General features: G+C 38.1%; 6 protein-coding genes. All 6 read left to right on the top strand.

Annotated elements, in window-relative coordinates; genetic code table 11:
- The first annotated feature begins 94 nt into the window (after positions 1-94).
- Positions 95-4,288 carry a glycoside hydrolase family 9 protein gene (locus PGC14_RS07830; RefSeq protein ID WP_271628593.1) on the top strand — a complete coding sequence of 1,398 codons (4,194 nt, stop codon included), beginning with the start codon at positions 95-97 and terminating at the stop codon, positions 4,286-4,288.
- Positions 4,289-4,543: 255 nt separating this feature from the next.
- On the top strand, positions 4,544-6,241 hold the full coding sequence (locus tag PGC14_RS07825) for a glycosyltransferase family 39 protein (RefSeq protein WP_271628592.1): 1,698 nt from the start codon (positions 4,544-4,546) through the stop codon (positions 6,239-6,241).
- A gap of 39 nt (positions 6,242-6,280) precedes the next feature.
- On the top strand, positions 6,281-7,738 hold the full coding sequence (locus PGC14_RS07820) for a hypothetical protein (RefSeq protein ID WP_271628591.1): 1,458 nt from the start codon (positions 6,281-6,283) through the stop codon (positions 7,736-7,738).
- A 41-nt stretch (positions 7,739-7,779) separates the two neighbouring features.
- The gene (locus tag PGC14_RS07815) at positions 7,780-9,306 is read left to right on the top strand and encodes a WG repeat-containing protein (RefSeq protein WP_271628590.1); all 1,527 of its coding nucleotides are present in this window, start codon (positions 7,780-7,782) and stop codon (positions 9,304-9,306) included.
- Positions 9,307-9,371: 65 nt separating this feature from the next.
- Positions 9,372-10,394, top strand: coding sequence for a peptidylprolyl isomerase (locus PGC14_RS07810; RefSeq protein ID WP_011916645.1), 1,023 nt, complete (start codon positions 9,372-9,374; stop codon positions 10,392-10,394).
- 273 nt (positions 10,395-10,667) lie between these two features.
- Complete coding sequence (locus tag PGC14_RS07805) at positions 10,668-15,659, top strand: glycoside hydrolase family 48 protein (protein ID WP_271628589.1); 4,992 nt, start codon at positions 10,668-10,670, stop codon at positions 15,657-15,659.
- The last annotated feature ends 40 nt before the right edge of the window (positions 15,660-15,699 follow it).

The following is a 15,699-nucleotide window of genomic DNA, read 5'->3' as shown; positions in this document are numbered from 1 at the left end:
ATTGTAGGAACTAAGTATAAGTTTCAAAATTATACCATTCAATACAATTAATTGAAATTAACTATCAAATCAAAAAAGGGGGTTAGGGTTAAAAATGCTTAAACTAAAAAAAGCAATAAAAAGGATAACATTGTGTGTTGCTGTGGTATTTCTATTGCAGATTTTATTTCTATTTTCAGGATACAATAACAGTGATGTGAAAGCAGCAACAACCTTTAACTATGGTGAAGCTCTTCAAAAAGCAATTATGTTTTATGAATTCCAGATGTCAGGTAAACTGCCATCATGGATCCGCAACAACTGGCGAGGAGATTCTGGTCTAAATGATGGTAAAGATGTAGGCTTGGATCTTACAGGTGGCTGGCATGATGCAGGCGATCATGTAAAGTTTAATCTACCAATGTCATACAGTGCTTCAATGCTTTCGTGGGCAGTTTATGAGTATAAAGCAGCATTTGAGAAAAGTGGCCAGCTTGAACATATACTTAACCAGATAGAATGGGTAAACGACTACTTTGTAAAATGCCATCCATCAAAGTATGTATACTACTATCAAGTTGGTGATCCAATTGAAGATCATAACTTCTGGGGACCAGCAGAAGTTATGCAAATGAAACGGCCAGCATACAAGTGTGATTTAAATAATCCTGCAAGTTCAGTTGTTGCAGAAACAGCTGCATCCTTGGCTGCAGCTTCAATCGTTATACGTGAAAGAAACAGTCAAAAGGCAGACACATATTTGCAGCATGCGATAGAACTCTTTGATTTTGCTGATAGAACTCGTAGCGATGCAGGGTATACTGCAGCAACCGGCTTTTACACATCAGGTGGCTATATTGATGATCTTGGCTGGGCGGCAGTGTGGTTATATCTTGCGACAAATGACAAATCATATTTGGATAAAGCTGAGGCGCTTATGGCAGAATATGCCGGTGGCACAAATACATGGACACAGTGCTGGGATGATGTAAGATACGGAGCAATCTTACTTTTAGCAAAGATTACTAATAAAGACATATATAAAGGTGCTGTTGAAAGAAATCTTGATCATTGGACATATAACATAACATATACACCTAAGGGTCTTGCATGGCTAACAGGGTGGGGCTCACTTAGGTATGCTACAACTGCAGCTTTCTTAGCGTTTGTTTATGCAGATTGGTCGGGATGTCCAGAAAACAAGCGAACAGCTTATCTAAAATTTGGTGAGAGTCAGATTAACTATGCATTAGGTTCAACAGGAAGAAGCTTTTTGGTAGGATTTGGACAAAATTATCCACAACATCCACATCATAGAAATGCACATAGTTCATGGGCGAACAGTATGCGAATACCCGAATATCATCGACACATTCTTTATGGTGCATTAGTAGGTGGACCAGGCTCTGATGATAGTTACAATGATGATATTACTGACTATGTACAAAACGAGGTGGCTTGTGACTACAATGCTGGTATTGTTGGTGCTCTAGCAAAAATGTACCTTATGTATGGAGGAGACCCAATACCTAATTTCAAAGCTATCGAAAAGCCAACTAATGATGAAATTTTTGTTGAATCCAAGTTTGGTAATTCACAGGGTGCAAACTATACTGAAATAATTTCATACATTTATAATAGAACGGGATGGCCACCACGGGTCACAGATAATTTAAACTTTAAGTATTTTATTGACCTAAGTGAGTTAATCAAGGCTGGGTATGGTCCTGATATTGTTAAAGTAGAGACATATTATTCGGAAGGTGGAAAAATATCTGGACCATACGTATGGAATGCATCAAAGAACATTTACTATATATTGGTTGATTTTACAGGAACAAAAATATACCCAGGTGGGGAAGTAGAACACAAAAAACAAGCTCAATTTAAGATCTCTGTACCACAAGGCGTTCCATGGGATCCAACTAATGACCCATCTTATGCAGGATTAACAAAAGAACTTAGTAAGAATAAATTCATAGCAGCTTATGAAGGTAATGTGCTGGTATGGGGACAAGAACCAGAGGGATCCTCAAGTTCAACGCCAACACCAACACCTGTGCCGACGGTGACAGTTACACCGACGCCGACACCGACAATGACACCTACGCCGACAGTAACAGCAAGCCCGACACCAACACCAACACCGACCTCAACACCGACGGTAACACCGACACCAACACCGACACCTGTTAGCACACCTGCGACAGGTGGGCAGATAAAGGTACTGTATGCTAACAAGGAGACAAACAGCACTACAAACACGATAAGGCCGTGGTTGAAGGTAGTGAACACGGGAAGCAGTAGCATAGATTTGAGCAGGGTAACGATAAGGTACTGGTACACGGTAGATGGTGAGAGGGCACAGAGTGCGATATCAGACTGGGCACAGATAGGGGCAAGCAATGTAACATTCAAGTTTGTGAAGCTGAGCAGTAGCGTAAGTGGAGCGGACTATTACTTGGAGATAGGATTTAAGAGTGGAGCTGGGCAGTTGCAGCCTGGGAAGGACACAGGAGAGATACAGATAAGATTTAACAAGAGTGACTGGAGCAATTACAATCAGGGGAATGACTGGTCATGGTTACAGAGCATGACGAGTTATGGAGAGAATGAGAAGGTAACGGCGTATATAGATGGAGTGCTGGTATGGGGACAGGAGCCGAGTGGAGCGACACCTGCACCAGTACCGACAGCGACGCCGACACCTACACCAACAGTAACGCCGACGCCGACAGTGACACCTACGCCGACAGTAACAGCAAGCCCGACACCAACACCAACACCGACCTCAACACCGACGGTAACACCGACGCCAACACCGACACCTGTTAGCACACCTGCGACAGGTGGGCAGATAAAGGTACTGTATGCTAACAAGGAGACAAACAGCACTACAAACACGATAAGGCCGTGGTTGAAGGTAGTGAACACGGGAAGCAGTAGCATAGATTTGAGCAGGGTAACGATAAGGTACTGGTACACGGTAGATGGTGAGAGGGCACAGAGTGCGATATCAGACTGGGCACAGATAGGGGCAAGCAATGTAACATTCAAGTTTGTGAAGCTGAGCAGTAGCGTAAGTGGAGCGGACTATTACTTGGAGATAGGATTTAAGAGTGGAGCTGGGCAGTTACAGCCTGGGAAGGACACAGGAGAGATACAGATAAGATTTAACAAGAGTGACTGGAGCAATTACAATCAGGGGAATGACTGGTCATGGTTACAGAGCATGACGAGTTATGGAGAGAATGAGAAGGTAACGGCGTATATAGATGGAGTGCTGGTATGGGGACAGGAGCCGAGTGGAGCCACACCTGCGCCGACGGTGACGGTTGCCCCGACAGCGACGCCGACACCTACACCAACAGTTACACCGACGCCGACACCGACAGTAACAGTAACGCCAACCCCGACACCGACAGTAACAGCAACCCCGACACCAACACCAACACTGGGTAATGGAGTAGCAAGAATTGATACAAGCACATTGATAGGAACTAATCATGCACACTGTTGGTATAGAGATAGACTTGATACGGCATTGCGTGGAATCAGGTCATGGGGTATGAACTCTGTGAGGATAGTGCTGAGTAATGGTTACCGATGGACGAAGATACCAGCAAGTGAAGTGGCAAATATTATATCATTGTCAAGAAGTCTTGGTTTCAAAGCTATTATATTAGAAGTACACGACACAACAGGATATGGAGAAGATGGGGCAGCATGTTCATTGGCACAAGCAGTGGAATATTGGAAGGAGATAAAGAGCGTATTAGACGGTAACGAAGATTTTGTAATTATAAACATTGGTAATGAGCCGTATGGGAACAATAACTATCAAAACTGGGTTAATGACACGAAGAATGCTATAAAAGCACTTAGAGATGCGGGATTCAAGCACACAATAATGGTGGATGCGCCGAACTGGGGTCAGGATTGGTCTAATACTATGAGAGATAATGCCCAGAGCATAATGGAAGCAGATCCGCTGCGCAATTTGGTATTTTCGATCCATATGTATGGCGTATACAATACAGCAAGCAAGGTCGAAGAGTACATCAAATCATTTGTTGATAAGGGGTTACCATTGGTTATTGGGGAATTTGGGCATCAGCACACAGATGGTGACCCTGATGAAGAAGCTATTGTCAGGTATGCAAAACAGTACAAGATAGGATTATTTAGTTGGTCATGGTGTGGAAATTCGAGCTATGTTGGGTATTTGGACATGGTAAACAACTGGGACCCCAATAATCCGACTCCATGGGGGCAATGGTATAAAACTAATGCAATTGGTACAAAGTAGAAGCATGAATAATTCAACGTGTTAATTGCAAAATTAGTTACTTTTGAACTCACAGGGTGGGTTTTCTGTACGCCCGCCCTGTTGATTTTATGAATAAACATGTTGTAAGAACAGTAATATTAAATTATTTGGACAATTGGCTGGGAAATAACCATTTAATATCATTAATGGTATTCAATTAATGACATACATTTTAGAAAATGTCATCATAAAATTAAAATATTCTATGCTAAAAATTAAAGGAGTGAAAAGTTAATGAAAAATAAAAATAGTTTAATAATTTTTGCGATACTAATTGCAACAATATACTTTACGTTACAAGTCATTACGATTGGTTCAAGAGATATCCCAGTAACATATTGGGCTCCTAAGGAAGAAGGATGCATCATTGAAATTTCTATTGCAAAAGAATTTATAAAAGATTTCTTTGCCTATTTTGGTTATGGCGATGGAAAAATTGATGTACAATTTTTAAAAGATAACTCTATAATATTACAGCAATCTGTTCAAGCTGCTTTTTACCAAGGGAAAATTGTACCAGTGAACAATATTGTTGACAAAATCATCATTGTAACACACGGAAATAATATTGAGATCAAAGAAATTGCAGCACGGAAGGATTACAAAAATTTCTTAAACTTATCGAAAGCAGTAATTAACATTTTAAAAGGTTCAAAATATATAGGGAATCCTAACAATATAGTTGATGAACAGTCAAAAATGAGAACAATTTTAAATTACCGTTACAGTTCATATTTTGATGAAATATATCACGCGAGGACAGCTTATGAACTTTTAAAGGGATTGCCTCCATATGATTTAGTCCATCCGCCATTGGGTAAGTGGTTAATATCAATCGGAATGGCAATATGGGGAGTAAATCCATTTGGGTGGAGATTTGTTAACTTAATTTTTGGTTCAATTGTGTTAGTCCTTATATTAATTTTACTCACAAAACTGTATAAACCATCATTTTGGTGCGGAATAGCAATTACTATACTGCTGGCAAGTGACTTTTTGCACAATAGTTTATCGAGGACGGCAAACATTGACACATTTAGTTTGTTTTTTGTTATTTTATGTTCTATTCTTGGGATGTCATACATAAATAATATGCGTCACATGAGAGAGAAATTAGAGAGGACAGATATAGTATACTTTTTGACCTTTTCAGCTGGGGGGTTGGCTTTTGCGTGTAAATGGAATGCCTTGTATCCAATTATACCTGTACTAACTATTTCATTCGGTTATAAGCTTTATAATATTATAAAAAATAATAACAAAAGTTGGATTTTAAAAACAGTCAAGCAAGGTGTATTGTCTATTTTAGCTTTCACAATACCTTATTATCTTGCGTATTTACCAATAACTATAAAGTATCCATATCACAATTTACCATGGGCAATTATAAGTGATTTTATAATGTTACAAAAACATATATGGAAATACCATTCAACATTAGTAGCAACGCATCCATTTTCTTCTGAGTGGTATCAATGGCTTTTATCAACAAAACCGCTATGGGCTTATTTTGATAATTCGCTGCCAACGAATTTGCGTTCGACTATTGCATATTTAGGTAATCCAGTTATGTGGGGCCTGGGGTTATTAGCAATGGTATATTTATTGGTAATTGCCGCAAAAAATCCCAAAAACAATTTGAGTCTTTTTATAGTAATTGCAAGTTATGTATCTTCAATTGTTCCTTGGATTTTCATAAGCAGAATTAAATTCATATATCATTATTACCTCGCATTACCGTGGCTTTATATAGCAGTAGTTATGGTAATTGATAATCTAAATCTTAAGCAAAGTTTAAAAAAGAAGGTTGCAATTACTTTAAGTGTTTTGGGATTGATTATGCTTGTCATATTCTATCCAGCTGTGAGCGGTTTAACAGTATCAGCTAAGTACATTGAGTTATTAAGAATAATGAAAAGTTGGATATTTTAGCAATAATAGGATAAACATAAAAAGGAGATTGGGAAAAAGATGACAAATAAAAAATTTGAAGCAATAAACAAGCAAGAGATTTCAAATGAGAAAGATGGAGTAATTATTGTGTATGGTATCCTAACTACAATATTGTTATTGAGTTGGTGGATTTTTAATTTCAGTGAAGCAATATTTAAAAGCAGACAACCAGATAGAATAATAGTAGGTATTACAACATTAATTGGAATTATTTTATACAGTTATTACTTGATTTTTGGTGATAAAAAGTCATTCGTTACAAAAGCAGAATTAATATGGATGTTAATAGTAGCATTTTTTGTTAGGTTAGCTTTAGGTAGGGCAGTATCAGGACATCCAATAGATGTAAACTGCTTCAAGGTATGGATGAATATTGTTTCAAATGATATGTTCAACATTTATGAAAAGAATATTTTTATTGATTATTTACCAGGATATTTAATTGTCTTAGCATTACTTAAAAACATTGTTTCAATTGTTTCATATTCTATTTCAGAAGAACTACTTATCAAATTACCGAACATTATAGCTGATGTTGCTATTATAATTATGGTGTTAGGACTTAAACGGAAGTTTGGAAGTCGACTAACGCGAGTGGAAAGTATAGTAATTTTATTTAATCCAGTACTAATAATGCTTTCCTCACTGTGGGGTCAAAGTGACAACTTTGTATCAATGTTATTTGTTATATTATTTGTAAGTTTAGTTTATAATTCTCACATTTTAGCTGGATGTGTAACAGCATATTTATTATTCACTAAACCCCAATTTATTTTATATTTACCACTAATAATACTGTACTGGATATACAATCTTTGGATAAGAAATAATACTAAGGACGTAGTAAAACAAATAATTTCTTTTGGCATTCTAAGTAGTGCTTTATATTTTCTTTTTATGCCTTATAAAGATATATTATGGCTTCCTGCGTTTTTTGCGAAAGTAGCAGGAGAATATCCTTACTATACAGTAAATGCATTTAATATCTATTACGCTGCGGGTCTTAACTGGGTTAAAATAGGCGGTATGTACAATTTCATAAATCTAATTGTATTGGCAATTGCCTACATTTTGGTGTTAGTGCAATTTGGCCTTGGATTGAATAAAACAAACGATAAAATAGTCCAACTAAAGTATCTTATGCAAGGTGGTTTAATAGTTGGTTTACTTTCGTATAATTTTATGACTGGGATGCATGAGAGGTACGCTATATTTGCATGGTTATTTTGCCTAATGTTATATTTGATGAGTAATGACATAATATTGTTAAGGGGTGCAGTGGTTATCTCGTTGTTATCATTTATGAATATATCTAAGGTTTTAGACCTTTCTCTGTCAAATATTTATTTTGTACAAAGAGAGTTTTCTAACTTTTTAGTGGCAATAGCCAATATTATGATTCTCATCGTGCTACTTTACGTTATTACTCACAACCTACTGAAATGCAAGAAAAAAGGTATGGGTGTTAGAGAGTAAAAATACAAAAGCAAAAAATATACAAAAGGGGGTGCACTAAAATGAAACGCAAAAAGAAGAACAAGGCAGTCCAAAAACAGCTAACGAAAAATCAACCTAAGGAACTTTTAAAGTTGCCTATTATAAGAAGTCTTATAATAGTATTAATTTTATCACTGGTGGTGTTCATAATATATGGCACAACTTTAATGGTAGTCAAGAGAAATATTGCTGACCAATTTTTTGCTGTTTCAAACGAAAGTTATCAAAATGTAGCATACATCAATAGTAAATTGGCTATGTTTGAAAAGAACGGCAAATGGGGAGTAATGGATATAAAAGGAAAAATTATAGCAAAACCTATATACGAAAGAATCCTGTTAGAAAGCGAGGGAATGATTCCAGTAAAGATTAGAAATAAATGGGGGTTTATCGATATTCATGGAAAGATTAGAATAAAACCGCAATTTGACAATGTGTCTGCGTTCACAAATCAGTTAGCAGCTGTATGCATCAATAACAGATGGGGAATTATAGATAAGTCAGGTAATTTTACTATAAAGCCACAGTACCAAGATATAATTATACATCCGAATAAAATGATTCAAGCTAAAAAGCAAAATAAATGGGGTATTATTGATAAAAAGGGCAATCAGATTATTCCGTTTAAATACAACGAAGTGCAAATTTTAAATTACAAAGGTGTGTTTGTTGCCAAGGAAAAGAGTAATTATAAAGTTATATCAATAGCAAACAAAAAAGAGAGCAAAGAAAACTACAGCAATTATTCGTTAAACATTGGAAAATTACTGCCAGTTTTTAGAAATCATAAGTGGGGCTTATTAAATCTTGAAACATTATCAGAACTTTGTCCACCCATATATGATGAAATATGGGTCCACAATGAAGGTTGGTTTGAACTAAAAAAGGACAAAAAGTTACATATTATGTTTTCTGATGGCAAAATGTTACCTAAAAATTTTAAAAGGGATTCAGTAGTTGTTTCTTCAAACAAAATAATTTCAATAAAACAAAATAATGGCGTGGTCACGTTATTAAATCTTAATACACGAAAAACGATTGACATAAAAGCACAAGATATATCAGTATTTAACAATGGATTAGCGGCAGTTAAGGTTAAAGAAAAATGGGGATTAATAACCGAGAAGGGAGAATATGTTATTAAACCAAAATATGATTCAATTTGGATAGCTGATAAAGACATAATTGTGACTTATCTTGATAAAAAATGGGGAATAGTAAAGACAGATGGGAAGGTTTTAATACCCCCAAAATATGACCTAATTGGTGAAGTAAAAGATGAGTATATCGCTTTTTTAAAAAATGGAAAATGGGGTGTAATGAAAAAAACAGGGAAGATACTTTTGAAACCGAAATTTGACCAAATTGTGATTCATAAAAAGAATTATATATTTGCTAAACAAAATGACATTTGGTTTTTAATAGTAATTGTGAATAATAAAAAGTACTTTTACAAGTTTAAAACATTTTCTGTAATGAAAATAAATGACAATATTTGGGCATATACTATAGATAAAGGAATGAAAGTCATTATACTGAAAAAATAATGTTAAAGTTACTGGATTATTAAATAGAGAATAACTAAAATATACTATATTAGGAGGCTTATTATATGAATAGAAAAAGTCTGATTGTAATAACCAGTATAATTTTTGTATCAATCATATTGTCACTGCTTATCTTAAAGGATCATATTGTTAAAATGATTGATGATAATAAAGTGGTATTGGAGGTAAACGGTGATCAAATCACTAAAAGGGAGTATAAAATAAGGTTTAATACATTAAAAGAAAATGCAATTCAATTTTCATCACGTACGGATATCTTGGATCAAGTGTTTAATGGAAAAACATATAGAGAGTTATTGAAAGATGAATTGTTTAGGATTTTAATTGAAGAATTACTATGCTTGCAGGAAGCAAGGAGAAAAAATATTTATCTTACCAGACAAGAAGAAGATGAAATAAGAAAATACATTGAAGAGTTGAAAAGAGACATGGAAATGAGAAATTATTTTAATCAGTATCTCCGAAAGATTGGTTCAGACGAAAATCATTTTTATAGAGACTTACAAAAGACGAGAATCATTAATAAACTCTATAAATATGTTACAGAAAGAATAACACTTAGTGACTCAGAAGTGATTAAATATTATAATGCTAATAAAAGTCAGTTTAGAAAAATAAAAGTTATGGACATTTTTCTGAGAGTAGAAAATGCAGAAGAGGATGCCAAAAAGAGGAAAGTTGCAAATGAGATAATATCAGAGTTAAAGAGGGGAGAGGATTTTGAAAAGTTAGTTAAAAAGTATTCAGAAGTTGAGAGTTTAGACGGAAAAAAAGGAATTATTGATTACTTTAGAAAAGGTGAAAAAGAAGCTCAGTACGGCAGTGTTTTTGAGGAAGAGGTATTCAAATTAGCTGTTGGTCAAATTAGCAACGTTATTAAAACTGTTAATGGTTATCACATTGTAAAAGTAATTGATGAAAAGTATATGCCTTTTGATGAAGTGAAGGGAGAAATTCAAACCAAGTTAATAAAACAAAAGAAGGATGAAGTTTTCAAGTCGTATATTGAGAGCTTGAAAAAAATGTCAAAGATCAGTATTTATAAAGACAGAGTAAAAGATCTATAAATAGAATTCTAGTTTTTTTACACATTGCATATGCGATAAGAAAAGTCCAACAATTGTTAGTGCATTAAGAGCAATATTGTAATAATTTTTTGCAAGATAATTATAGATTCAGCGCAGTTCAAAAGTATAAAATGTTGTTAAAAAGAATAATGTATCAAATCTAAAACAACACAGTGACAGATGTGGGGTGATAAAAGGAAGGTAATATTGTACATGTAACATGTAAGCTTTAAATACTTTCCTATTTAAAAAAAGAGAAAAGAGGGGGTTAAAATGCGAAGGGGTATAGCGTTAATTGTTGGACTTATCTTTCTGTGTACAACTCTTTACAGTTTAGTCATTCCTGTGAGGGCAGAGAGTACAGTTGCTACTCAAAAATACGTTTGGAAAAATGTAAAAATTGAAGGTGGCGGCGGTTTTATTACGGGAATAGTTTTTAATCCTAAGGAAAAAAACTTGGTTTATGTAAGAACAGATATTGGCGGTGCTTACAGAAGTACAGATGGTGGCAATACGTGGACACAGCTTATGAATTGGGTTAGTTTTGATGAGTGGAATTTATTAGGCGTAGAAAGTATAGCAACAGATCCTGTTGATCCAAATCGACTCTACATTGCTGCTGGTACTTACACGAATAGTTGGACAAACATGAACGGTGTTCTTTTACGTTCAAAAGACAAAGGTAATACATTTGAAAGAACTCCTTTGCCGTTCAAACTGGGTGGCAATATGCCGGGTCGTAATATGGGAGAGAGATTAGCAATTGATCCGAATAACAATAGTATCCTATATTTAGGTACACGAGAAGGGAATGGATTGTGGAAAAGCACCGATTATGGAGTTACATGGAAAAAAGTTGATAGCTTTCCAAACCCAGGGACATATATCGAAGATCCTAATTGTCCAAACGATTATTTAAATCATATCACAGGCGTTGTGTGGGTTGTATTTGATCCATCAAGCGGAAAACCAGGAGAGGGAAGTAAAGTAATATATGTAGGTGTTGCAGATAAAAATACAAGCATATATTATACAAAAGATGGTGGGCAAACGTGGGAACCATTACCAGGGCAACCAACAGGATTACTTCCACAACGTGCGAAATTAAGTTCAGATGGAATGCTATATATAACTTATAGTAACACGCAGGGGCCATATAATGGTGATTATGGTGAAGTATGGAGGTATAATACTAAAACTGGGGAATGGAAAAATATAAGCCCAATGCCAGCAAAAGATACTTATTTTGGTTATGGTGGGTTAGCAATTGATGCTCAGAACCCGAAGGTCGTTATGGTTGCGGCATTAAGTTCATGGTGGCCTGATACTTATATCTGGCGTAGTACAGACGGTGGTGAAACATGGAAGTGTATATGGGAATGGGCTGGATATCCTAACAGAACGTTGCATTATACAATGGATATTTCGGCAGCTCCGTGGTTAAACTTTGGTATAACAAGTCCAGTTCCACCTGAGACAAGTCCTAAACTTGGATGGATGGTTGCAACCCTTGAAATAGATCCTTTTAATTCTGATAGAATGTTGTATGGTACAGGTGCCACATTATATGGTTCTGATGATTTGACAAAATGGGATAGAGGAGAAAAGATAACTATCAAGGTAAAGGGAATTGGAATAGAGGAAACTTCTGTTGCAGCATTAGTTAGTCCTCCAGTTGGACCACATTTATTTAGTGCAATATATGATATAGCAGGGTTTAGACACGATGATTTAGAAAAGGCACCAAGTTGGACATATACTCAGCCCAATATGGGGTCAACAACGGATATAGATTACGCTGAATTAAATCCTAACTTTATGGTGCGTGTAGGAAATGTAGATAAAAAATGGAACCCAAATACAAATAGAATTGGTTTTTCATATGACGGTGGAAAATCATGGTTCCAGGGTAATCAAGAGCCTCAAGGAATGACAGAAGGTGGAACAGTTGCAGCAGCTGCTGATGGTAGTGTTGTCGTTTGGGCACCAAAAGGAGCACCAGTGTGTTATTCTACGGATAATGGGAATACATGGAATCAATGTGCTAATGTACCTTCAGGAGCAATAGTATACTCTGATAGAGTTAATCCGAACAAGTTTTATGCTTTTAAAGATGGAAAATTCTACATTAGCAACGATAAAGGTAAAACGTTCATTCAGTCACCAGCTACTGGTTTACCAACAAGCGGCAATTTTAAGGCTGTTCCCGGTCGAGAAGGCGATATATGGTTAGTTGGTGATAATGGAATGTGGCATTCAGTTGATGGCGGCTATACATTTACAAAAATAGAAAATGTCAATGAAGCAGCAAGTATTGGATTTGGTAAACCCGCAGAGGGAAAAACGTACCCAGCGATATACACATATGCTAAAATTAATGGTATCAGAGGCATATTTAGATCTGATGATGCAGGAATGAGCTGGGTGAGAATAAATGACGATAATAATCAGTTTGGTTGTGCTAATGCTGACATTACTGGAGACCCGAGAGTATATGGAAGAGTATTCGTTGCTACCAACGGCTTAGGTATAAAATGGGGAGAAATTGCTGACAGTGCTATTGTTCCAACATCAGCGCCAGTTTCAACAACAACTGCGTCTCCAACCCCAACACCAACACCTGCGTCGACAGTAACGCCAACCCCGACACCTACGCCGACAGTAACACCAACCCCGACACCAACACCAACACCGACCTCAACACCGACGGTAACACCGACACCTACGCCAACACCTGTTAGCACACCTGCGACAGGTGGGCAGATAAAGGTACTGTATGCTAACAAGGAGACAAACAGCACTACAAACACGATAAGGCCATGGTTGAAGGTAGTGAATAGTGGTAGCAGTAGCATAGATTTGAGCAGGGTAACGATAAGGTACTGGTACACGGTAGATGGTGAGAGGGCACAGAGTGCGATATCAGACTGGGCACAGATAGGAGCAAGCAATGTAACATTCAAGTTTGTGAAGCTGAGCAGTAGTGTAAGTGGAGCGGATTATTACTTGGAGATAGGATTTAAGAGTGGAGCTGGGCAGTTACAGCCTGGGAAGGACACAGGAGAGATACAGATAAGATTTAACAAGGATGACTGGAGCAATTACAATCAGGGGAATGACTGGTCATGGTTACAGAGCATGACGAGTTATGGAGAGAATGAGAAGGTAACAGCGTATATAGATGGAGTGCTGGTATGGGGCCAGGAGCCGAGTGGAGCGACACCTGCGCCGACAGTGACGCCAACCCCGACAGTGACACCAACTCCGACCCCAGCACCGACCCCGACAGCGACTCCGACACCAACTCCAACACCGACGGTAACACCGACGCCGACAGTGGCTCCGACACCTACACCGAGCAGCACACCGAGCGGTCTTGGAGAATATGGGCAGAGGTTTATGTGGTTGTGGAACAAGATACATGATCCTGCGAGCGGGTATTTTAACCAGGATGGGATACCATATCATTCGGTAGAGACATTGATATGCGAAGCACCTGATTATGGTCATTTGACCACGAGTGAAGCATTTTCGTATTATGTATGGCTTGAGGCAGTGTATGGGAAGTTGACGGGTGATTGGAGCAAGTTTAAGACGGCATGGGACACATTAGAGAAGTATATGATACCGTCGGCTGAAGATCAGCCGATGAGGTCATATGATCCTAACAAGCCAGCGACATACGCAGGGGAGTGGGAGACACCGGACAAGTATCCATCGCCGTTGGAGTTTAATGTACCTGTTGGCAAAGACCCGTTGCATAATGAACTTGTGAGCACATATGGTAGCACATTGATGTATGGTATGCACTGGTTGATGGACGTAGACAACTGGTATGGATATGGCAAGAGAGGGGACGGAGTGAGCCGTGCATCATTTATCAACACGTTCCAGAGAGGGCCTGAGGAGTCTGTATGGGAGACTGTACCGCATCCGAGCTGGGAGGAATTCAAATGGGGCGGACCGAATGGATTTTTAGATCTGTTTATTAAGGATCAGAACTATTCGAAGCAGTGGAGATACACGAATGCACCTGATGCGGATGCGAGAGCTATTCAGGCTACTTACTGGGCGAAGGAATGGGCGAAGGAGCAAGGTAAGTTTAATGAGATAAGCAGCTATGTAGCGAAGGCAGCGAAGATGGGTGACTATTTGAGGTATGCGATGTTTGACAAGTATTTCAAGCCATTAGGATGTCAGGACAAGAATGCGGCTGGAGGAACAGGGTATGACAGTGCACATTATCTGCTATCATGGTATTATGCATGGGGCGGAGCATTGGATGGAGCATGGTCATGGAAGATAGGGTGCAGCCACGCGCACTTTGGATATCAGAATCCGATGGCGGCATGGGCATTAGCGAATGATAGTGATATGAAGCCGAAGTCGCCGAACGGAGCGAGCGACTGGGCGAAGAGTTTGAAGAGGCAGATAGAATTTTACAGGTGGTTGCAGTCAGCGGAGGGAGCGATAGCAGGAGGCGCGACAAATTCATGGAATGGCAGGTACGAGAAATATCCGGCAGGTACAGCGACATTTTATGGAATGGCGTATGAACCGAACCCTGTGTATAGGGACCCGGGTAGCAACACATGGTTTGGATTCCAGGCATGGTCGATGCAGAGGGTAGCGGAGTATTACTATGTGACAGGAGATAAGGACGCAGGTGCACTGCTTGAGAAGTGGGTAAGCTGGATTAAGAGTGTAGTGAAGTTGAATAGTGATGGTACATTTGCGATACCGTCGACGCTTGATTGGAGCGGACAACCTGATACATGGAACGGGGCGTATACAGGGAATAGCAACTTACATGTTAAGGTAGTGGACTATGGTACTGACTTAGGAATAACAGCATCATTGGCGAATGCGTTGTTGTACTATAGTGCAGGGACGAAGAAGTATGGGGTATTTGATGAGGAAGCGAAGAATTTAGCGAAGGAATTGCTGGACAGGATGTGGAAGTTGTACAGGGATGACAAGGGATTGTCAGCGCCAGAGAAGAGAGCGGACTACAAGAGGTTTTTTGAGCAAGAGGTATATATACCGGCAGGATGGACAGGGAAGATGCCGAATGGAGATGTAATAAAGAGTGGAGTTAAGTTTATAGACATAAGGAGCAAGTACAAACAAGATCCTGATTGGCCGAAGTTAGAGGCGGCATACAAGTCAGGGCAGGTACCGGAGTTCAGATATCACAGGTTCTGGGCACAGTGCGACATAGCAATAGCTAATGCAACATATGAAATACTGTTTGGCAATCAATAATAAGTAGGTAAATGAAAATTTAGCGGGGTAGCACATCTAT

This window comes from Caldicellulosiruptor sp. DIB 104C (genome assembly GCF_028198085.1).
Taxonomy (GTDB): Bacteria; Bacillota; Thermoanaerobacteria; order Caldicellulosiruptorales; family Caldicellulosiruptoraceae; genus Caldicellulosiruptor; species Caldicellulosiruptor saccharolyticus.
The sequence above is the reverse complement of the archived record's forward strand: the minus strand, read 5'-3'. Positions and strand labels throughout refer to the sequence as shown.